Source organism: Priestia endophytica, from assembly GCF_026790145.1.
Taxonomy (GTDB): Bacteria; Bacillota; Bacilli; order Bacillales; family Bacillaceae_H; genus Bacillus_I; species Bacillus_I endophytica_A.
The window spans coordinates 35,254-56,029 of the sequence record NZ_JALAMS010000018.1; the positions used below are offsets into that span (position 1 = coordinate 35,254).

The 20,776-nt window shown below is 35.1% G+C and carries 18 protein-coding genes; 13 read left to right on the forward strand and 5 right to left on the reverse strand.

Translation table 11 applies throughout. From position 1 onward, the window contains the following. Positions 1-2: 2 nt before the first annotated feature. From MOC86_RS13965 to MOC86_RS14015, 11 genes are all read left to right on the forward strand, one after another. A complete protein-coding gene (locus tag MOC86_RS13965) occupies positions 3-1,016 on the forward strand; it encodes a sugar kinase (RefSeq protein ID WP_268584703.1) in 1,014 nt (337 codons plus the stop codon). Positions 1,017-1,076: 60 nt separating this feature from the next. Further along, complete coding sequence (kduI, locus tag MOC86_RS13970) at positions 1,077-1,907, forward strand: 5-dehydro-4-deoxy-D-glucuronate isomerase (protein WP_019395252.1); 831 nt, start codon at positions 1,077-1,079, stop codon at positions 1,905-1,907. A gap of 154 nt (positions 1,908-2,061) precedes the next feature. Then, positions 2,062-2,844 carry a 2-dehydro-3-deoxy-D-gluconate 5-dehydrogenase KduD gene (gene kduD, locus MOC86_RS13975; RefSeq protein WP_111923051.1) on the forward strand — a complete coding sequence of 261 codons (783 nt, stop codon included), beginning with the start codon at positions 2,062-2,064 and terminating at the stop codon, positions 2,842-2,844. A gap of 107 nt (positions 2,845-2,951) precedes the next feature. Then, positions 2,952-3,788: a sugar phosphate isomerase/epimerase family protein gene (locus MOC86_RS13980; protein WP_268584704.1), complete on the forward strand. Its 837-nt coding sequence runs from the start codon at positions 2,952-2,954 to the stop codon at positions 3,786-3,788. 347 nt (positions 3,789-4,135) lie between these two features. After that, a complete protein-coding gene (locus MOC86_RS13985; protein ID WP_268584705.1) occupies positions 4,136-5,104 on the forward strand; it encodes an AraC family transcriptional regulator in 969 nt (322 codons plus the stop codon). Positions 5,105-5,375: 271 nt separating this feature from the next. Next, the gene (rhaB, locus tag MOC86_RS13990) at positions 5,376-6,791 is read left to right on the forward strand and encodes a rhamnulokinase (RefSeq protein WP_268584706.1); all 1,416 of its coding nucleotides are present in this window, start codon (positions 5,376-5,378) and stop codon (positions 6,789-6,791) included. 16 nt (positions 6,792-6,807) lie between these two features. Beyond that, positions 6,808-8,076 (forward strand): L-rhamnose isomerase, encoded by a 1,269-nt coding sequence (gene rhaA / locus MOC86_RS13995; protein WP_268584707.1) that lies wholly within the window; start codon positions 6,808-6,810, stop codon positions 8,074-8,076. A gap of 221 nt (positions 8,077-8,297) precedes the next feature. Further along, the gene (locus tag MOC86_RS14000; protein WP_268585076.1) at positions 8,298-8,987 is read left to right on the forward strand and encodes a FadR/GntR family transcriptional regulator; all 690 of its coding nucleotides are present in this window, start codon (positions 8,298-8,300) and stop codon (positions 8,985-8,987) included. Positions 8,988-9,090: 103 nt separating this feature from the next. Further along, positions 9,091-9,807 carry a (Fe-S)-binding protein gene (locus tag MOC86_RS14005; protein WP_268584708.1) on the forward strand — a complete coding sequence of 239 codons (717 nt, stop codon included), beginning with the start codon at positions 9,091-9,093 and terminating at the stop codon, positions 9,805-9,807. Positions 9,808-9,825: 18 nt separating this feature from the next. Next, on the forward strand, positions 9,826-11,250 hold the full coding sequence (locus MOC86_RS14010) for a LutB/LldF family L-lactate oxidation iron-sulfur protein (protein ID WP_268584709.1): 1,425 nt from the start codon (positions 9,826-9,828) through the stop codon (positions 11,248-11,250). Then, positions 11,250-11,963, forward strand: coding sequence for a LutC/YkgG family protein (locus MOC86_RS14015; RefSeq protein WP_268584710.1), 714 nt, complete (start codon positions 11,250-11,252; stop codon positions 11,961-11,963). The genes MOC86_RS14010 and MOC86_RS14015 overlap by 1 nt, the downstream gene beginning before the upstream one ends. 398 nt (positions 11,964-12,361) lie before the next feature. On the opposite strand, the gene MOC86_RS14020 is transcribed toward MOC86_RS14015, so the two are convergent. The 3 genes from MOC86_RS14020 to MOC86_RS14030 form a co-directional block, all read right to left on the reverse strand. Continuing rightward, complete coding sequence (locus tag MOC86_RS14020; protein ID WP_268584711.1) at positions 12,362-13,633, reverse strand: MFS transporter; 1,272 nt, start codon at positions 13,631-13,633, stop codon at positions 12,362-12,364. Between the two features lie 88 nt (positions 13,634-13,721). Next, positions 13,722-14,036 carry an L-rhamnose mutarotase gene (gene rhaM, locus MOC86_RS14025; RefSeq protein WP_268584712.1) on the reverse strand — a complete coding sequence of 105 codons (315 nt, stop codon included), beginning with the start codon at positions 14,034-14,036 and terminating at the stop codon, positions 13,722-13,724. Between the two features lie 392 nt (positions 14,037-14,428). Beyond that, entirely contained in the window at positions 14,429-15,241 is an 813-nt protein-coding gene (locus MOC86_RS14030; RefSeq protein WP_268584713.1) for a DeoR/GlpR family DNA-binding transcription regulator, read from the reverse strand. 471 nt (positions 15,242-15,712) lie between these two features. On the opposite strand from MOC86_RS14030, the gene rhaD reads away from it, so the two are divergent. Both rhaD and aldA read left to right on the forward strand, forming a co-directional pair. Continuing rightward, positions 15,713-16,537, forward strand: coding sequence for a rhamnulose-1-phosphate aldolase (rhaD, locus tag MOC86_RS14035; protein WP_243520898.1), 825 nt, complete (start codon positions 15,713-15,715; stop codon positions 16,535-16,537). 45 nt (positions 16,538-16,582) lie between these two features. Continuing rightward, entirely contained in the window at positions 16,583-18,049 is a 1,467-nt protein-coding gene (gene aldA / locus MOC86_RS14040; protein WP_268584714.1) for an aldehyde dehydrogenase, read from the forward strand. 276 nt (positions 18,050-18,325) lie between these two features. Here the strand turns inward: aldA and MOC86_RS14045 are convergent, their stop codons facing one another. Both MOC86_RS14045 and MOC86_RS14050 read right to left on the reverse strand, forming a co-directional pair. Then, complete coding sequence (locus MOC86_RS14045; protein ID WP_268584715.1) at positions 18,326-19,441, reverse strand: NADH:flavin oxidoreductase; 1,116 nt, start codon at positions 19,439-19,441, stop codon at positions 18,326-18,328. Between the two features lie 371 nt (positions 19,442-19,812). Then, complete coding sequence (locus MOC86_RS14050; protein WP_268584716.1) at positions 19,813-20,487, reverse strand: NAD(P)H-dependent oxidoreductase; 675 nt, start codon at positions 20,485-20,487, stop codon at positions 19,813-19,815. Positions 20,488-20,776: the final 289 nt, after the last annotated feature.

A 20,776-nucleotide genomic window follows, 5' to 3' on the forward strand; every position in this document is an offset into this window, starting at 1 on the left:
TGATGAAAAAAGTGGTAACACTTGGTGAGATTATGCTTCGTCTTTCTACTAATACTGGAGAGCGTCTTTGGCAGTCAGATAAGTTGACAATGCACTATGGAGGCGGAGAAGCAAATGTGGGAATTTCACTTTCCCATTTTGGACACGATGTTTACTTCGTTAGTAAAGTACCAGATAATGCGCTTGGCCGTGGAGTTAATCGTCATCTCCAATCTCATGGAGTTTATACGGATTATGTTCTAACAGGGGGAGAAAGGTTAGGCACTTATTATCTAGAGCGTGGTATAGGAGAACGGAGTCCGAAGGTGATGTACGATCGGAAATACTCTAGTTTTTCTACTTTAACAATAGCAGAGCTGGATTTAGAAGAAATTTTTCATGAAGCAACACTATTTCATGTTTCAGGAATCACTTTAGCCCTGTCTCCTAGTTTACGAGAATTAACTCTTCTAGCTTTAAAGAAGGCGAAAGAAAAAGGGATAAAAACAAGCTTTGATTTTAATTATCGTGCAACTCTTTGGAGTCATAAAGAAGCGTCTGAATCAATTCAGTCTCTCTTACCTTATATAGACATTTGTTTTTGCGGGGAATTGGATGCGATTCATTTACTTTCAATAGAGAAAGCAGAAGATTCTTTATCAGAAACAGAAAGACTTAAATACTATTACGATAGAATCAAAGAAATGTATCCGAATATTCAGTATATGAGTTCAACTTTCCGTCATGTTATTTCCGCTTCAGTAAATACATTGCAAGGGAATTTGTATGGGGATGGAAAGTTGCATCAAAGTAGGGTCCATCATATCGACCAAATTATTGATCGAGTTGGCGGGGGAGATGCATTTGCAGCAGGTGTACTTCATGGAATAATCAATCAATTACCTTTACAACAAATCATTTCATTTGCAACAGCTGCTTCGGCGTTGAAGCATACGGTTCATGGTGACTGTAATGCTTTTTCTGAAGAAGAGATTTTAGAATTTGTAGCTAATGAAAGAGGAAAGATTGTTCGATAAGAAGAGAATTAAAAATTTTATGACTAAAAAACGATATTAAATGATAAAGGAGAATGAATAATGGAAACTCGTTACGCTCATCATCCCGAAGATGTAAAACATCAAACAACAGAGGAATTAAGAAAGAACTTTTTAGTTGAAACTCTTTTTGAGAAAGATCGTGTTCACTTAACATACACACATAATGATCGAATGATTTTTGGCGGAGTTACTCCTGGAACAGAGGAACTAACAATTCAATTAGATAAGGAACTTGGCGTAAACTACTTTTTAGAACGTCGAGAGCTTGGCATTATTAATATTGGAGACGAAGGTACTGTTATTCTTGACGGAGTGGAATATGAAATGAAAGGCCGTGACGGTTTATATGTTGGACGCGGTACAAAAGATGTTCGATTCCGTTCAAAAGATGCTAACAAACCAGCTAAATTTTATATCAACTCAACACCAGCACACCATACCTATCCAACAGTAAAAATTGATATAAAAGAAATTGATCCACTTCATAAAGGTGAACAAGCAACATTAAACGAGCGCAATATTTATCAATATATCCATCCAAACGTTTGTGAAAGTTGCCAACTTCAAATGGGATTAACGATGCTTTCACCAGGAAGTGTATGGAATACAATGCCTTGCCATACTCATGAGCGACGTATGGAAGTCTACTTATATTTTGATATGGAACCAGATACGCGTGTATTCCATTTTATGGGTAAACCAGATGAAACAAGACATTTAGTTATGAAAAATGAACAAGCAACCATTTCACCAAGTTGGTCTATTCATACTGGAACAGCTACAAGTAACTATACATTTATTTGGGGCATGTGTGGAGAGAATATTACTTATGATGATATGGATCATGTGGAAATGGAAGAACTGAGATAAGTTAGTTAACACCTAGCTAAGAGAAAATAAATAGTATCCTAACATATGCGATACTATTTGTTTCTCTTTAATGTAAAATGTAAGTTTTTGGGTTCGTGAAGCCGAAAAATGAGATTGAAACATCAAGAATACATAAAAATGGGGGAGTTAAACAATGTCAAATAATTTGAATTCATTTTCAATGGACTTCTTCCGTCTTGACGGGAAAGTGGCAATCATTACTGGTGGGAACAAAGGGCTAGGTCAAGGATGTGCTGTGGCCCTTGCTAAAGCAGGCGCGGACGTGTTCATTGTAACACATGGAAAAGAGTGGGATGAGACACGAGCTCTTGTGGAGGAAGCTGGAGGAAATGTTCACTTCCATCAAGCAGATTTATCAGATCGCTCCTCTATTAAACAAGTAGTTTCAGAGTGTCTTAACGTATATAAAAAGATTGATATTTTAATTAATAATGCTGGAACTATCCGACGGGCTCCTATCCTTCAATATAAAGAAGAAGATTGGGATGCAGTGATGGCGATTAATCAAGATGCAGTTTATTTCTTAAGTCAAGAAGTGGCAAAAGTAATGGCTGAACAACAAAGCGGTAAAATCATTAATATCGCTTCGATGCTTTCTTTCCAAGGTGGAAAATTTGTCCCTTCTTACACAGCAAGCAAACATGCTGTAACAGGGCTTACAAAATCATTTGCTAATGAGCTTGCTGAACATAACATCCAAGTAAACGCTATTGCGCCTGGATATGTAGAAACAGCGAATACAGCTCCTATCCGTGCTGATGAACAGCGTAACAAAGAAATTTTAAGCCGTATCCCTGCTGGGCGCTGGGCAACTCCGGTAGATTTAATGGGAACAGCCGTATTCTTGGCAAGTCAAGCTTCTGACTATATGAACGGCCACATTTTAGCTGTTGATGGCGGTTGGTTAGCTCGATAAGAGTAGATTATTAAAAATTGTATGAGCTGTATCGCATTTATAGTGATACAGCTTTATTATATTACATTTGATATGCTGGACACTAAAAATAAAAAAGGATGATATAAATGAACCTAGGCATAAGAGGTCATGATATTGAAAAGAATGGTTTAGAGGAATTAGTAGAAGAAATTGAAAAAAAGGGGCTTACATCTGTACAGTTAGCTTTAAGTAAATCTTTAAATTATGTAAATACAGATTTAGGAAGTTTAAGCCCTGGTCTTGCTCATTATGTAGGAAGTACCTTTCAGAAACATGGTATTCAAATCGCTGTATTAGGCTGTTATATTAATATGATTCATCCTGATAAAGTGGAAAGACGAAAAGGCTTAGAAAGATTTAAAGAACATATAAGATATGCAAGAGATTTCGGATGCAGTATTGTAGGGACGGAAACTGGTAATGTAAATGCTGAAATTTTTTATACTACAGAAAACTTCAAAGAAGAACCATTCCAAGAAGTAGTCGAAAGTGTCCGTGAACTTGTAGAAGAAGCTGAGAAATTTGGCGTAATTGTAGGAATTGAAGCAGGAGTGAATCATCCTATTTATTCATCAAAAGTCATGAAAAGACTTTTAGATTGTGTCAATTCCAATAATCTGCAAGTGATTTTTGATCCAGTAAATTTACTGACGATAGATAATTATAAAGAACAGGACGAGATTTTTGAAGAAGCATTTAACTTATTTGGAGATAGAATGGTTATCCTACATGCCAAAGACTTTATTGTAGAGAATCAAATGTTAAAACCAGCTGCTGTTGGTAAAGGATTATTAAATTATGACCTAGTAATGAAATTAATAAAGGAGCAAAAACCTTTTATAAATATCTTAATGGAAGATACACAAGAACCTTTTATAGATGAAAGTGCTGTTTTCTTAAGAGAGAAGTATAAGCAAGGTTAAGGAACGATATTGTAAAGCATTTTGTGATCTGATATAGTATTTATCAATTATTGGATCGTCTTTGCTTAATGGACATGTTTAGTTTTGCATTTCTAGGTAGTTTTTTAAAGGTTAAATAAAACGGTAGAAGAAAAATGAACTTATCAAAGGTCCTTTGTTTTGGCAAAGGACTTTTTTTATTGTTAAAATCTAGATTACTTTTATCAACAATTTAAAGTATATTTGTATTAATATAAGGAACTTAATCAAAAATATTTTTTACATTATCATTTTTAATTGTTAATAATAATAGGTAATCAAAACGCCAATGTAAACGCTAGAATAGTTAATAAAAAAGGAGAACTTCTATGCAAGATGAGCTTTTAAATGAGTTATTAAAGATAACAGAAGAAGAGGAAATAATCTTACAAAACAGAAGAGAGATCAAAAAAGAGCTTTACACAAATCAGTCCAATTTTATTATTGAAAGTGAAAAATTTCTCAGTAAAGATAAGATGATTATGGTTCGCCAACATACACGCTTTGTTGATTTTCCTAAACATAAACACAATTATATTGAAATCAATTATGTTTATAATGGAGAATTAAATCAAAAGGTAGGTAATCAAAAAATAAATTTAAAACAAGGAGAGCTGTTATTTTTAAATCAGCATATTGAACATGAAATTGCCGCATGTGCAACAGAAGACATCATTATTAATTTCATTATTCAACCTCAATTTTTTGATTTTATCTTCTCTTTCCTAACAACTGAAAATAGAATTAGTAATTTTCTAATCAACAGTTTATACAATAGCACTCAAAACGGACAATTTCTCTACTTCAAAGTTTCAGAAGTGAAAAGTATTCAAGATTTAATTAAAAAAATTATTATAGAAATTATGTCCTCTGCCTTTATGTCTGACTCAACGGTTAAATTATATATGGGACTTTTAATTGTTGAGTTAATTAAACACGCTGATAAGGCTGAACATACAGAAGATTATCCTGTGCAGCATTATTTAATTGTTGAGTCTTTAAAGTACATTGATGAAAATTTCCAAAAAGCTTCGTTATATGAGTTATCGTCTCAATTAAATCAACCCCACTATGCTTTAAGTAAAGAAATTAAAAAGGCTACAAATTATACCTTTAAAGAGTTGCTTCAAGAAAAACGTTTAAGCAAAGCAAAAGAGTTATTAGAAAGTACAGATATGCCAATTACGACAATAATAGAGCAAGTTGGGTACGATAATGTTAGTTATTTCTATCGAATTTTTAAAAATAAATATAATCAAACACCAAAACAATTTAGAGAACATTTAGCGAAGAAATAAGGAGCTAAATGTTCTTTTTATGGAGTATTTATCCAAGTAAACACGATTATCACAAAGCTGAAACTTTTTATATTATATCCTTTGATTCTAAAAGAACTTGTCCGATAAATTTGTTTAGGATAACAGAAGACGTCTATAACAATTAAAAGTTAAATGTAATGTATTTTTGCAAATAAGGACAATAAATAAATAATTTTAGTCATTATTTACTCTTTCAATCTGTTTTAAGATAAGAACATAAGCAAACGCTTTCAGATAAAGGGTGATAGTAATGAAGAAATGTTGTTTAGCTGTTGATATTGGTGCATCTAGTGGTCGATTGATTGCTAGCCATCTCGAAAATGGACAATTAAAACTAAATGAAATTCATCGTTTTGAAAATAAAATTGTTCGAAAAGATGACCAATTTTGCTGGGAACTTGATCGATTATTTTTAGAAATCAAAAAAGGGATTAAAAAATGTCAAGGTAAAGGTCTAAAGCCTGAAAGTATAGGAATTGATACATGGGCAGTTGACTTTATACTCCTAGATGAGAATGAAAAACCTTTGACTAACTCTGTTGCTTATCGGGATCCACGAACAGATGGAATGATGGATGAAGTCTTTAAAATCATAATGAAGGAACGTCTATATTTAGAAACAGGTATCCAGTTTCAAAAATTTAATACGATTTATCAACTTTATTCTATTAAACAAAACAATCCAGAGATTTTAGATAAGGCAGCATCTTTTCTTATGATTCCTGACTATTTTAATTATCTACTAACAGGAAAAAAGGCAAATGAATATACAAATGCTACGTCAACTCAATTAGTTAATGCATTTACAAAGAAGTGGGATGACGAAATTCTAGATCAATTAGGCATTAAAAAGGAGATCTTTCAGGAGATTCACAATCCTAAAACAGTGTTAGGAACGCTGAAAGAGGATCTCGTAGAGGAATTTGGTTTTGATATGAAAGTTATTTTACCCGCAACACATGATACAGGCTCAGCCGTCATCTCAGTTCCAGAGCTAGACGAGACCATCTATATAAGTTCAGGGACATGGTCTTTAATTGGAGTCGAAAACTATTTTCCTATTTGTATTACAAAGGCTCTAGATTACAATTTTACGAATGAAGGCGGTATTGATTATCGCTATCGATTCCTAAAGAACATTATGGGACTTTGGATGATACAGGAAGTAAAAAGAAATTATCAGGATCAATATTCGTTTGCCGAGTTAGTTGGTTTAGCTCGCCAAGTTCAAGACTTCACCTCTACTGTTAATGTAGATGATTCAAGGTTTTTAAAGCCAGAAAATATGATTGAGGAAATTCAACGCTATTGTCAAGAGACAAAACAAGCAATACCAACTACACCTGGCGAAGTAGCCAAATGTGTATATGATAGTTTGGTATGCAGCTATCAACAAGCAATTAATCAAATTGAAGAGATATTTGAAAGAAAGTTTGAAAAGATTAATGTCATTGGTGGCGGTTGTCAAAATGAAATGTTAAATCAACTAATTGCTGATACAACGAAAAAAGTAGTATATGCAGGTCCAGTAGAGGCGACAGCCATTGGAAATATTGTCTCACAATTAATGGCAGTCGGTGAAATTGAAGATATAAACGAAGCAAGAACAATTATTAAGCATTCTTTTGAAGTGAAAAAGTTTTCACCTTCAATTATTACAGCATAAGAAAGGAAGATATCAAATGACACTTAATGAAAAGTATGAGATTGCGAAAAAGGAATATGAAAAATGGGGAATCGATGTTGATAATGTATTGGAACAGTTAAAAAATGTACCTATTTCGATTCATTGTTGGCAAGGAGATGACGTTACTGGGTTTGAGGTAAATAAAGGAGAGTTATCAGGTGGTATTGATGTAACAGGAAATTATCTAGGTAAAGCAAGAACACCTGAGGAATTACGAGCAGACCTTGAGAAAGCGCTATCTTTAATTCCTGGAAAACACCGTGTGAACTTACATGCCATTTATGCGGAAACAAATGGAGAAGCAGTAGAAAGAGATCAAATAGAGCCGAAACACTTTGAAAACTGGGTGAAGTGGGCGAAAGAACATGGTTTAGGCTTAGATTTCAATCCAACATTATTTTCACATGAAAAAGCAGCAGATGGTTTAACATTATCACATCCAGACGAGAAAATTAGAGAATTCTGGATTAACCATTGTATCGCTAGCCGTAAAATTGGGGAGTATTTTGGTAAAGAATTAGGTACACCATCTTTAACAAACGTTTGGATTCCAGATGGCTATAAAGATGTTCCAAGTGATCGCCTAACGCCTCGTCAAAGACTAAAAAATTCACTAGATACGATTTTTAGCGAAGAAATAAATGAAGAATATAACCTTGATGCTGTTGAAAGTAAGCTATTTGGAATTGGCTCTGAGTCTTATGTGGTAGGGTCACATGAATTTTACTTTGGATATGCATTAAAAAATAATAAGTTATGTTTATTAGATACAGGACATTTCCATCCAACTGAAACAGTATCAAACAAAATTTCATCTATGTTACTTTACAGTGATAAACTTGCTCTACATGTATCACGACCTGTTCGTTGGGATAGTGACCATGTTGTGACATTAGATGATGAATTACGTGAGATTGCTCTTGAGATCGTTCGCAATGGTGCATTGGATAAAGTCATGATTGGTCTGGATTTCTTTGATGCTAGTATTAACCGTGTAGCAGCATGGACAATTGGCACAAGAAATATGATTAAAGCATTACTATATGCAATGTTAGTGCCAAATGAACATTTAAAACAGTTACAGGAAGATGGAAACTTTACGGAAAGATTAGCATTAATGGAAGAATTTAAAACATATCCTTTTGGTGCAATCTGGGATTATTACTGCGAAAAAATGGGAGTTCCAGTAAAAGAAACATGGTTAGAAGACGTGAAGCAATATGAGCAAGATGTATTAGTAAAAAGAGACTCTGTTTTAGCCTAACATATTGATTAAAAACAATATAGTAAATTTATAAATAGGTATAGCCAGGGGGAGGATCTAATAGATCAATTCCCCTGTTTTATATTTTAACAATTCTTTCTTATACAAATAAAGATCAAGACTAAGCTTTTTATATTAATAGAATAAGAACAATTTTAAAGGTGTTAGGATGATGACATGTGGAGTATAAATCAATTCGTCCAAAAAAGATATATGAAGAAATATCAGACTTTATTCTTTCTATGATACGAGAAGGGACGTTAAAACCAGGGGATAAGCTGCTTTCTGTTCATCAGCTTGCAGAACAATTCGGAGTTGGAAGGTCTGCTGTGCGTGAAGCATTAAGTGCTGTTCGTGCGATGGGGTTAATTGAGATGCGACAAGGAGAAGGAACCTATGTAAAAAAGTTTGATCATTCCCATTTACTAATACCTCTACATTCTCATCTTTTATTGCAAAAAGAAGATCTTGTTCACTTATTTGAAGTTCGAAAAATTGTTGAAGTGGGAGCTGTACGAGCCGCAGCTATAAAGCGTACTAAAGAAAATTTAAAGGAAATGGAACGCTGGATTGACAAAGGAAAAACAGTTGCGGGTGATAAAGAAGGGGAAAGGGTTATCGATTTTCACTTTCATCTGACAATTGTTAAGGCTTCTCATAATCTAATTTTATTAAAACTTATGAGCCATATCTCAAAAATGATCGAAAAAACGATCCATGAGACCTATCACTCCATTTTATATGAAGAACAAATAACCAAAAATTTATTCTGTGGACATCTAGCTATTTATGAAGCTATTAAAAAACAGGATGTTGAGAGTGCAAGCAAGGCAATGATGAATCATTTAATAGAAAGTGAAAAACTACAGTCTGTTTTAAGACATCATAAAGATGAATATAGCGCGATTTAAAGAACTTTTCTAGATTGCATATATTATTTTCATCATTACCTTTTATCTTTTAGTAGTCAGATGACCAGATAAATTTAAGTGTATGTTGAGAGGAGATTTAAAAATGAAAGTGAGTCTATTTATCACATGCTTAGTCGATACTTTCCAATCAAATGTTGGTAAAGCAACAGTCGAGTTACTTGAGCGCCTTGGTTGTGAAGTTTCGTTTCCTACCTCCCAGGTTTGTTGCGGTCAGCCTGCTTATAATAGCGGCTATGTTGCTGAGGCTAAGAAAGCCGCTAAAAATATGATTCAAACTTTTGAAGATGCGGAGTACGTAGTTACGCCTTCTGGATCTTGTGCAACTATGTTCCATGAATATTCGCATATGTTTAAAGGAGATGTTCAATGGGAGGAACGAGCGAAGTGCCTTGCCGAAAAAACATATGAACTAACTCAATTTATTGTAGACGTTTTAAAGGTTACAGATGTGGGAGCGCGTTTAAAAGGAAAAGCAACTTATCATACATCTTGTCATATGACACGTTTGTTAGGCGTTAAAGAAGCACCTTTTACGCTGCTTTCTAATGTAAAAGAATTAGAAGTCGAACAACTTCCGAACTCCCAAAACTGCTGTGGATTTGGTGGAACTTTCTCTGTCAAAATGATGCCAATATCCGAACAAATGGTAGACGAAAAAGTAGCGAATGTTAGGGAAACAGGAGCAGACTATTTAATTAGTGCAGATTGTGGGTGTTTAATGAATATTGGGGGAAGAATGGAGCGTTTGGGAGAATCAGCAAAAGTATTGCATATTGCGGAGGTATTAAATAGCCGTTAAATCAAGGGGGAATAAAAAATGAGCATGAAAATTAGCGATAAAAAGTTTAATGAACGCGTTGATAAAGGTATTCAAGATTCTACAATGCGTGAAGCCGTATCTACAGCTCAAGAGCGCTTGTATACACGTCGTTTGGCAGCTAGTGATGAGCTTGGGAACTGGGAAGACTGGCGTGAGTTAGGAGAGCAAATTCGTCAACACACATTGGAAAATCTAGACTATTACTTAATGCAATTAAGTGAAAATGTTACAAAACGTGGGGGCCATATATTTTTTGCCAAAACAAAAGAAGAAGCAGCTCAATATATTAAGGAAGTAGCAGAAAAAAAGCAAGCTAAAAAAGTCGTTAAGTCTAAATCAATGGTGACAGAAGAAATTGAAATGAATAAAACACTCGAAGATATCGGATGTGAAGTAGTAGAGAGTGACCTTGGCGAATACATCTTGCAAGTAGATGATCACGAGCCACCTTCTCATATTGTAGCTCCAGCTCTTCATATGAAAAAAGAACAAATTCGTGATGTGTTTCAAGAAAAATTGGGTTATGAGCAATCAGAAGATCCTTACGAAATGACAAAGTTTGTTCGTAAAATCCTTCGTGAAAAATTTCTTGAAGCAGAAATTGGGGTAACAGGCTGTAACTTTGCAGTTGCAAATACAGGTTCTATTTGTCTAGTAACCAATGAAGGAAATGCAGATCTTGTCACAGCTATTCCTAAAACGCAAATTGCCGTAATGGGAATGGAACGTCTAGTACCAACAATGGAAGAACTCGATGTGCTTGTTGGATTGCTATGTCGAAGTGCAGTCGGTCAAAAGCTAACAAGCTATATTACGACAGTGGGGCCTAAATACGAGGAAGAGGCAGACGGTCCAGAAGAATTTCACCTTGTTGTAGTCGATAATGGCCGTTCTGAAATTTTAGGATCTGAGTTCCGCCAAGTTTTACAATGTATCCGTTGTGCAGCCTGTATTAACGTATGTCCAGTATATCGTCATGTTGGAGGGCATTCTTATGGCTCTATTTATCCAGGTCCGATTGGTGCAGTATTAAGTCCATTATTAGGCGGTTATGATGACTATAAAGAGCTTCCATATGCATCGAGCCTTTGCGGGGCATGTACAGATGCTTGTCCAGTTAAAATCCCATTGCATGATCTGCTTGTAAAACATCGTCAAGTTATCGTTGAAAAAGAAGGTCGTGCACCTCTCGCTGAGAAACTTGCGATGAAAATGTTTGGCATGGGTGCTTCATCTGCTGCTTTGTACAAATTAGGAACAAAGATGGCACCTACAGCTATGAGACCTATTGTATCAGGAGACCGAGTGTCTAAAGGAATTGGACCTTTAAAAAATTGGACAGAGATTCGTGAATTTCCAGCTCCAAGTAAAGAACGTTTCCGGGACTGGTTTGATGATCATAAAAAAGGCGGTGAAAAATAATGAAAGGAACATCTCAAAACCAAGAAGTTTTTTTAAATCATATTGCTGAACAACTCGGGCGTGAAAGACGAAAGAGTGGGGTTACACGGCCAGACTGGAAGAATAACGTGAATTGGGAAGTAATGAAAGGATACACAGAAAAAGAATTAATAGCTACGTTTACAGAGCATTGCAGTAAAATTCATACTGTTGTTCTAGAAACAACAAAAGCTAACTTATCACAAACATTAAAACAAATTGTTTCTGAGCATGGAGGCGGTCCTATAATGACTGCTGATGATTTACGTTTCGAAGAATATGGATTAGCAAATTTGCTTAAGGAACAATGGCCAAAAGAAGACATAGAGGTAAGCGTGTGGAATTCAGGCAAAGGACGCGAAGAGAACCATGCCTTAGCTGAAAAAGCTAACTTTGGCATTGTATTCAGTGATTATGCACTTGCAGAATCAGGAACAATTGTTGTGAAAACTCATCCAGGACAAGGACGAGCCCTACACTTTTTACCAACTATTTACGTGGCTATTATTCCACGCGAGACGATTGTGCCACGAATTACACAAGCAGTTCATGATTTAAATCAACAGGTGGAAAAGGGAGAAGACGTTGCTTCTTGTATTAACTTTATCTCTGGACCAAGTAATTCTGCAGATATCGAAATGAATTTGGTTGTGGGTGTGCATGGCCCCTTAAAAGCTTTTTATTTAATTGTGTGATAATGGGGTAAAGACAAAGAGAGATTCTAACTAGAATCTCTCTTTGTCTTTATAAGGCGATAGATAAAGGGAGAATAAACGAGCAAGTAGAATCAATGTAATGAATAAAGACATGAATGTTTAGGTTAGAAAAAAATAATGGCTTGTTTAAAGAAAGAGGACAGGCTCGCAAAGCTGCTCAAATTATAAAAATGATAGAAGCCAAAAGTACGATGCACATTATATATAGGAATTTAAGAAGGTGAGGAAGGGACTTTCTGTGTAAATGGAGTAGATGATAAAAAGCTCTGTAAGCCTTTTTTAGAGGGGGAGTAAATCAATAACTTAGAATAAAATAGCCAAGCCCCTAAAACGGAGCTTGGCTATTTTTGATTGTATTCCTTATTTAATGTATTCTTTTAAGCGCTGTATCGTTCCTCTTCAATTTCTTTTAATGATTTTCCTCTTGTTTCTGGAGCCATTACTAATCCAATGACTGCTGCAATTAGCAGGAATCCAATCATAATAGAACCTGATACTTTAAATCCTAAGGTAGAAATCATAGTTGGAATTGCAAGTGAAATAAGGCCAACAGCTACACGTGATGTACAGAAAAGAAATCCTTGTGCTTTTGCACGATATTTTGTATGAAATAACTCACTTGACCATAAGCCATAGAAGGCTTGAGCACCAAAGCCTGCTGCAGTTCCCCATAGTATGACAAATATAAGCAGTTCAGTCATTCCCATTCCGCCATATGTGAGAACAGCCCAAGCAACGATTCCCATAGCAGCTCCTATTCCATATAATATACGTCTGTTTACCTTATCACCTAATTTAATAAAAACAAAGTATGATCCTAAAACGGTTAGCACCCATAAAAAGGCTTGTAATAAATTTGCTTGTGTTGATGAAAGCCCTCCAACAGTTTCATAAATATAAGGCATAAAGTACCCCATTACCCCAGCAACTAGGTTCCAGAAGCAATAGATACCAAGCAATAAAACAATGGCATGGCGATTTGCCTTGATTGTGAATAATTCTTTAATTGGGTTTTCTAGCTTTTTGCCTTTTGCTTTTTGGCTTTCTTCTTTTTGTTTTTCTTCTTCCCAAATTTTTGATTCATTGATTTGCTGTTGCATAATCCACGTAATTAAAGCGATTACAAATAACTGACCAAAAATAATTCTACTTCCTAATAGACCTAATGGAGCTAATGCTACGGAAAGAAGTAAAGAGATAGCGGGACCAATAGACCATGCCAACTGTCCCCAGCCTACACGAGCTGCACGTTCATTTTCAGGTGCTTCTTCTGCTATATACGTCCAAGCAGCAGGAATGGCAGCTCCTACAGCTAATCCCGTAATAACATAGCCGATTAATAACATCGGAAAGTTAAAAGATAAAATAGTTAGTAAGACACCAAACATATATACGAGTAAATCATATTTATAAATTAACTTACGACCATACTTATCAACTAGAATGCCTCCTAATAAAGCTCCTGCTGCTGACGCGAAACCGTTGGCACTCAGTGCTCCTAGTAACCCTAGTTTAAAGTCATCTAGATTTAAATATTCCATCCAAAGCGTTAGTCCACCAGCAGCAGCTACAATGGATCCTGCTTCTAAATAGTTTGACATCGCTACAGTAAGAGTAGACTTTAATCCACCTTTAGTATTACTGGCCATATTCAAAACTCCTCCCAAGTTCACCCAAACAATGATAAAAATGTTTGGATTTCTGTGATTTTCTTGCTGACTGTATCTTCTTAAAGAGTTATGCTAAGTAAAACAATTCATCTAAGTCCACAGAACGGGGACTATTATCTGAATTCGTTTCCATTAAAGGCTCCATATAATCCCACCACTTTTTACAAATGGCGCTTTCAGCCATCTTGCTCCATTTATCTTCATCTTCAATCTCCAAATAAGCAAACAATTTTCCAGTTTCTTTTTCCAAGAAAATTAAATAATTATGAGCGCCATGTTCTTTTAATGCTTCTACCATTTCTGGCCATATCTCATCATGTCGACGTTTGTATTCGTCAAATTGATCTTTATAAACAAACATAATACTTGCTTTTCTAATCATTACTTTCACCTCAAATAGTTTATAGCGATATTAAGATAGCGCTTACAATACACATGTGTTACGACATGGTACTTATTAAATTAAACTAGGGGTAGTGCTTTGAATTTGTTTACAAATCTAGAAATGTCTAATTGCCGGCTTGCTAGCTTTTCCTTGTTTTAAAATAGTTTTCTACCTAACGAAAATAACTGAACATAAAGTGTAAATTGTTACTCTCTTTAAGAAGAATCTTGAAACATCTTGTTTATAGTATACATATTAACATAAAAACAAAATAAAACAACAATTATTTTTGTTTTATTTTTGTTTGTGTTTTAAAAGTGTTTGTTTATAAAAAAGGCAAACTTACCTATAGAGGAGTTTGCCGAATAGAATAGCATATAAAATTTTATTTAACTGTGTACAGTAGCTTCTTTAAAAAAATAAGAAGCAGGCTCATTACCCCAATTTACAGCTGTTACCGTTATCTTTTTCTCCTTAAGTATTTCTTTTGAAGTGTTGTCTAATTTGGCATCTACAATAATTTGATTAATATTGTGTAAGGAAGTAATATGAGAAAAATCTCGGTGTCCAAACTTACTTGAATCAACCATCAAAATAGTTTTAGCTGATCTTTCAATCATTTTCCTTTTTAATAATGCTTGCCATTCATTTGAATCGCTTAATCCATTCGTTAAATCAAGTCCCTTACAAGAAAGAAAAGTTTTGTCAACGTGATAATTATCAAGGGAACGTTCTGCTAAAGGCCCAACGTAAGATAACGATTTAGGAAGCAGTATACCTCCTGTTGATATAACTTCAATTTTTTCTTTTTTACTAAGTTCCATTGCTACTTTAATCGAATTTGTAATAACGGTAAGTGGAAAATCAGGAAGGGATCGTGCCATATACCATGCAGTAGTGCTAGCATCAAGGATAATCCGATCTCCACTTTTTACTTGATTAACAGCTTCACGAGCAATTATTTTCTTTTCTATTACATTTATGATTTCTCGTTCAGAAAAATCCACTTCTAGATTTTTCTCCTGAATGCTGAGAGCTCCTCCATGACTTCGGCGCAACTTATTTTCTCTTTCAAGCTTCTCAAGATCACGCCGAATTGTTTCTTCTGTTACAGAAAATATTTCACTTAGTTCAGAAACACGGATGGTCGTTCGTAAGTTTACTAAGTCCACTATCTTTTTTTGTCTTTCAGCTACTAGCATTTCTAACTTCCCTTCTTTTTTACAGTTTTAAAAAATTATGAATAGTAAATCCAAAAATAAATATATTAGTCATTTTTTGTTTATTTTTGTTTAATCATATCATATTTCTTAAATAGAGAGGGATTCCCTATAATAAAAAGAAAATTAAAAGTGTTTTTTCTTATATAAATAAATTAATTACTATTATTCTTAACTAACTAATATCACAAGTTGGAATACTCTATAACCGAATGGTTAGTAGATAAAAAACAAAGATGAAATAATGGTTGAAAAAACGAAAAACAAAACAAAACAAAAAAATGTTGTTTATTTATGTTGACTTTTTTTCTTAGAAAACATATCATGGTTTTGTAAATACTTTGATTCAAATATTTAAAGTAGTAGTTATTATATATAAACTCCAGAATTAAAAAGCTATTTATAATATCTCTTAAAGAGAATAAAGGGAGAGATGATGAAGTGAAAGAGGTTATGACAAAGAAAGACATATTAAAAGCTCCTTTCCTCCAAGAAATGACGAAAACGACCGCAAATCTTTACCGATTAGGGTGGGATGAACGTAATGGGGGAAATATTAGCTATCTATTAGAAGAAGAGGAAGTAGCTACGTATTTAAACATTAATGATATTAAGCGTACAGTACCAATGATTTTTGATGGTTCTGCTTTAGCTGGAAAGTATTTTATTGTAACTGGTTCAGGTAAATACTTCAAAAATGTAATCGATAACCCAGCTGAAAATCTTGGTATCATTCGTATAACTGAGGATGGTAGATCTCTTGATATTTTATGGGGATTAGAAGACGGAGGAGTACCAACAAGTGAACTTCCTTCCCATTTAATGAGCCATATTGAACGATTAAAAGTGGATCCAGATCATCGTGTTATTATGCATTGCCATGCAACTAACCTTATTGGAATGACTTTCACTCATAGCTTAGATGAGAATGCGTTTACAAAAACATTATGGCAAATGTGCACAGAATGTATTGTTGTATTTCCAGAAGGAATTGGTATTATTCCATGGATGGTTCCAGGAACTGATTCAATCGGGGAAGCAACTGCAGAAAAAATGAAAGATGTTCGTTCTGTTATCTGGCCTCATCATGGGGTATTTGGAGCCGGAACTACGATGGATGAAACATTTGGTTTAATTGAAACAGCTGAAAAAGCTGCAGAGGTATATACAATCGTATGTGCACAAGGCGGAGTTAAACAAACAATTACAGATCAACAGCTTCAAGACCTAGCAGATGCATTTAATGTTGTGCCAAAACAGGGAATTTTAAACTTATAAAAATAAACGTAGATAAAATTCACAATTAATAGGGGGACTTGGGAAATGAGCACACAAACAGATGTTAAACAATATCAAATGTATATCAATGGAGAGTTCACGAATTCTAGTTCCAATGAATTCATCCAAGTAATAAATCCAGCAACGGAAGAAATTATTTCAGAAGTACCAAGCTGCACAATCGAAGAAGTTAAAGAAGCTATCAATTTTGCAGAAGAGGCACAAAAAGAGTGGAAGAAAAAACCTGCTGCTGAAAGAGCCAAGTATTTAACTCGTTTAGCTGAAGAAATTCGAAAGAATAAAGATTATATAGCACGTGTTATTTCAGCAGAACAAGGAAAAGTACTTGCTCTCTCTACTACAGAAGTTGAATTTACAGCTGACTATATTGATTACATGGCAGGATCAGCGAGAACTTACGAAGGAGAAATTCTTCAAAGTGACAGACCAAATGAAAACATTATGATTTTTAAGGAACCAATTGGTGTTGTAGCTGGATTTTTACCATGGAATTTCCCATTCTTTCTTGTAGCTAGAAAAGCTGCTCCTGCATTAGTGACAGGTAATACAATTGTAATTAAACCTAGCAGTGATACACCAAATAATGCAATTGAATTTGCAAAACTAGTGGAAAAAGTAGGCATTCCAAAAGGTGTATTTAACCTTGTAACAGGACGCGGTGGTACAGTTGGTAATGAACTTGCTTCAAATGAAAAAATTGGTTTAGTAAGCTTAACAGGTAGCGTAAATGCGGGTGTAAGCGTTATGGAAGCAGCTGCTAAAAACGTAACAAAAGTAAGTCTAGAACTTGGTGGAAAAGCACCAGCTATTGTAGCAGAGGATGCAGACATCGATTTAGCAGTTAAGGCGATTGTGGACTCACGTATTATTAATACAGGGCAAGTGTGTAACTGTGCGGAACGTGTATATGTTCATGAAAATATCGCGGATACATTTATTAGAAAAATCGTTGCGGCAATGAAAAATGTGAAATACGGTAATCCACTTGAAGATAAAGACTTAGATATGGGGCCACTTACAAACAAACAAGCAGTAGAGTCTGTTGACTCAATGGTGAAAAAAGCAGTGGAAGAAGGGGCTCAAGTATTAACAGGCGGAAAACGCGGGGATGCAAAAGTCGGCTATTATTATGAACCAACTGTTCTTGTGAACGTAAAGCAAGATTCACAAATCGTACAAGAAGAAGTATTTGGACCTGTTCTTCCAATTATGACATTTAAAGATTTAGACGAAGCGATTGAACTAGCAAATGACTGCCAGTATGGCTTAACATCTTCTATTTTCACACAGAACCTAGATACAGCAATGCGCGCTGCAAATGAATTATTATTTGGTGAAACATATATCAACCGTGAAAACTTTGAAGCTATTCAGGGCTTCCATGCAGGTCGTAAGAAATCTGGAATTGGTGGAGCGGATGGTAAGCATGGTTTAGAAGAATTTTTACAAACTCATGTTGTTTATCTCCAACACAATCCAAATAAAAAATAATATAAGAGAAATATAATTTAATATTGAGAGCAATATTAATAACTTGCAACATATTTTAGGACTAATTCACCAATCTGTGAATTAGTCCTTTTTTTCATGTGGATGATTTTAATGGAGAATCCTTTTAATCAGAAAAGGGCAGTGACCTTCACCTAAATATAGGTTGAATAAACTGCTTTATTTAGATGACATTAGATACAAAGAAGAAAAAGCCCAGAGGGAACTTCTATTGAAGCTTCTTCTGGGCCTATTTTAGTTTTCTTATTGATTGATATCCTATACTAAAGTCTTTAAATCTTCTTTTGTAAAGGCAGTTAGCTCTTCCGTTTTACCGTCACGAATTTTAGTTACCCATGCAGGGTCATTCAATAGTGCTCGACCAATTGCTACAAGGTCAAACTCTTCGTCTTCTAGACGTTGAACTAATTCATCAATGCTTGCAGGTTGACTGCCTTGGCCTTTTGTAAGTAGATCCATAAATTCAGAATCTAATCCAACAGAGCCAACTGTAATAGCAGGTTTGCCTGTTAGTTTACGAGTCCAGCCTGCCAAGTTAAGATCAGAGCCTTCAAATTCTGGTTCCCAGAATCGACGAGTTGATGCGTGGAAAATATCAACGCCAGCTTCCACAAGTGGTGTGAGAAAACGTTTTAGTTCGTCAGGGTTTTTCGCTAGTTTGAAATTGTAGTCGTTAGCTTTCCATTGAGAAAATCTAAAAATGATAGGGAAGTCAGGACCAACAGCCTCACGTACGGCTTTAATAACTTCTACTCCAAAGCGAGTGCGTTGAACTAAATCCCCGCCATATTCATCACTACGTTTATTAAAGGAATCAGCGAAGAATTGGTCAATTAGGTAGCCATGAGCTCCGTGAATTTCAACTGCGTCAAAACCGATTTTTTTAGCATTAGCAGCAGCTTGCCCATAAGCATTCACAATGTCCTTAATTTCTTGCACACTAAGTGGTTCAGATACTTGTTCACCACTAAAGTTGATGCCTGAAGGTCCAACAGGAGTAGCATCTGAACCAGGGAAATGTTCTTTTTGACGAGCCATTCCTGTGTGCCAAATCTGTGGAGCAATTTTTCCGCCAGCTTCATGCACTTCTTGAACGACCCGTGCCCAGCCGTTTAACGCTTCTTCTCCGTAGAAATGAGGAACATTGTGTTCCGCTCCTGCAGCAGGATGTTCAATAAGTACTCCTTCAGTAATAATTAACCCAACTTCATTTTCTGCTCTGCGACGGTAGTAAGCGGCAACATCAGCTCCTGGAATTCCATTTGGTGAAAAACTACGAGTCATAGGTGCCATGACGATACGGTTTTTAAGTTTTAGGTTTTCAAATTCAAATGGCTTAAACAAAGGTTCAATAGATTTTTGTGAATTCATCATTTTTCTACTTCCTTTACTTGTTAATTTAAGTTTGATTTTTTTGAAAAAATTCATTTGTTGGTAAAAAATCAATGTTACAGTTTAGTACATAAATAATTTATTGCATGCGCACGCATATAAATTATCATTCCTTTAGTTAACCTGTCAAATAATATGTTTAGTGTCTAATTTTACTTTTTAATATGTGCCATATTTAACTTAATGTGTTGGAGGATAAATTATCACTATATATCTTTCTTTGTCAACACATATATTCTTAACTAGAGCGGTAGATGAACAACCTATACGTGTGCGCTTGTGAATTCATATATGGAGTGAAAAAGCCGATTCCGTAATAGAGAAATCGGCTTTTTATTTATACATGTCAAATATTAATCAACCCACTGAACAACTTCATCTTGGCTCTGTCTAGATTTTTCGCGGTGTGGTTCTTCAGCTCTGTATCCGAATGCTGCCATAACGGAGACGCTAAAGTTTTCACGATCTAGCAAACCTTCATTCTCTAAGACTTCATTTACCTTTTCCATATGGAAGCCTTCAATTGGACAAGAATCAATGCCAATTAATGCTGCGGCTGTTAACATATTACCGAGTGCAATGTATGTTTGTTTGCTAGCCCAGTCAAACAGCGCTCGTTCACTTTCATATAGGTTAAGGTTAACACCTTGGAAGTGTTGATAAGCTTTCACCATTTGCTCCATCTTATCATCAGGAACTTTTTTCACATTTTTTAAAATATGTTGCCCATAATCTGACTGAGGTGTGGCATTTTTGCGCGCAAGAATAATAACGAAGTGACTAGCTGTCGGAAACTGGCCTTGAGCTCCGGAGCTTACTTCACGTAATTTTTCGCGAGTTTCACGATTTTGAACGACTAAAAATCTCCATGGCTCATATCCAATTGAACTTGGTGATAAGCGGCCTGCTTCTAAAATGAAATTAAAGTCGTCTTCTGAAATTTTTTTTGCTGGATCAAATACTTTTGTCGCATGACGAAAGTTAAAGGCGTCCATAAGCTCTTGTTTTTTTGTTGCATGATTAATCATCATAAATCCACCTTTCTTAGCTTTTTCATACATCATTCCATGAATAAAGAATGTAACTAACGGTAATCTTCAATACGAGTATATTGTAATGGACTAAACCATTTTAGTAAAATAAATACAACTGGGTAAAGGTTTTAGAAAAACTAAAGTAGTAAGAGAAGTCAAACTATCATCCCTTACAAGCTAATGTTCGGTGAGGTTCTGAAGCTATGTGAAATGGCTTAATAATTAAGAAGATAGCTTTGGAGGAGTAAGGGAATTTTCAGTATAACCTAACCTTTAAGAAAAC

Bases quoted from the DNA above. Each gene is read 5' to 3' on its own strand.
- MOC86_RS13965 (WP_268584703.1), top strand. From the start codon at position 3: ATGAAAAAAGTGGTAACACTTGGTGAGATTATGCTTCGTCTTTCTACT.
- kduI (WP_019395252.1), top strand. From the start codon at position 1,077: ATGGAAACTCGTTACGCTCATCATCCCGAAGATGTAAAACATCAAACA.
- kduD (WP_111923051.1), top strand. From the start codon at position 2,062: ATGTCAAATAATTTGAATTCATTTTCAATGGACTTCTTCCGTCTTGAC.
- MOC86_RS13980 (WP_268584704.1), top strand. From the start codon at position 2,952: ATGAACCTAGGCATAAGAGGTCATGATATTGAAAAGAATGGTTTAGAG.
- MOC86_RS13985 (WP_268584705.1), top strand. From the start codon at position 4,136: ATGCAAGATGAGCTTTTAAATGAGTTATTAAAGATAACAGAAGAAGAG.
- rhaB (WP_268584706.1), top strand. From the start codon at position 5,376: ATGAAGAAATGTTGTTTAGCTGTTGATATTGGTGCATCTAGTGGTCGA.
- rhaA (WP_268584707.1), top strand. From the start codon at position 6,808: ATGACACTTAATGAAAAGTATGAGATTGCGAAAAAGGAATATGAAAAA.
- MOC86_RS14005 (WP_268584708.1), top strand. From the start codon at position 9,091: ATGAAAGTGAGTCTATTTATCACATGCTTAGTCGATACTTTCCAATCA.
- MOC86_RS14010 (WP_268584709.1), top strand. From the start codon at position 9,826: ATGAGCATGAAAATTAGCGATAAAAAGTTTAATGAACGCGTTGATAAA.
- MOC86_RS14015 (WP_268584710.1), top strand. From the start codon at position 11,250: ATGAAAGGAACATCTCAAAACCAAGAAGTTTTTTTAAATCATATTGCT.
- MOC86_RS14020 (WP_268584711.1), bottom strand. From the start codon at position 13,633: ATGGCCAGTAATACTAAAGGTGGATTAAAGTCTACTCTTACTGTAGCG.
- rhaM (WP_268584712.1), bottom strand. From the start codon at position 14,036: ATGATTAGAAAAGCAAGTATTATGTTTGTTTATAAAGATCAATTTGAC.
- MOC86_RS14030 (WP_268584713.1), bottom strand. From the start codon at position 15,241: ATGCTAGTAGCTGAAAGACAAAAAAAGATAGTGGACTTAGTAAACTTA.
- rhaD (WP_243520898.1), top strand. From the start codon at position 15,713: ATGACAAAGAAAGACATATTAAAAGCTCCTTTCCTCCAAGAAATGACG.
- aldA (WP_268584714.1), top strand. From the start codon at position 16,583: ATGAGCACACAAACAGATGTTAAACAATATCAAATGTATATCAATGGA.
- MOC86_RS14045 (WP_268584715.1), bottom strand. From the start codon at position 19,441: ATGATGAATTCACAAAAATCTATTGAACCTTTGTTTAAGCCATTTGAA.
- MOC86_RS14050 (WP_268584716.1), bottom strand. From the start codon at position 20,487: ATGATTAATCATGCAACAAAAAAACAAGAGCTTATGGACGCCTTTAAC.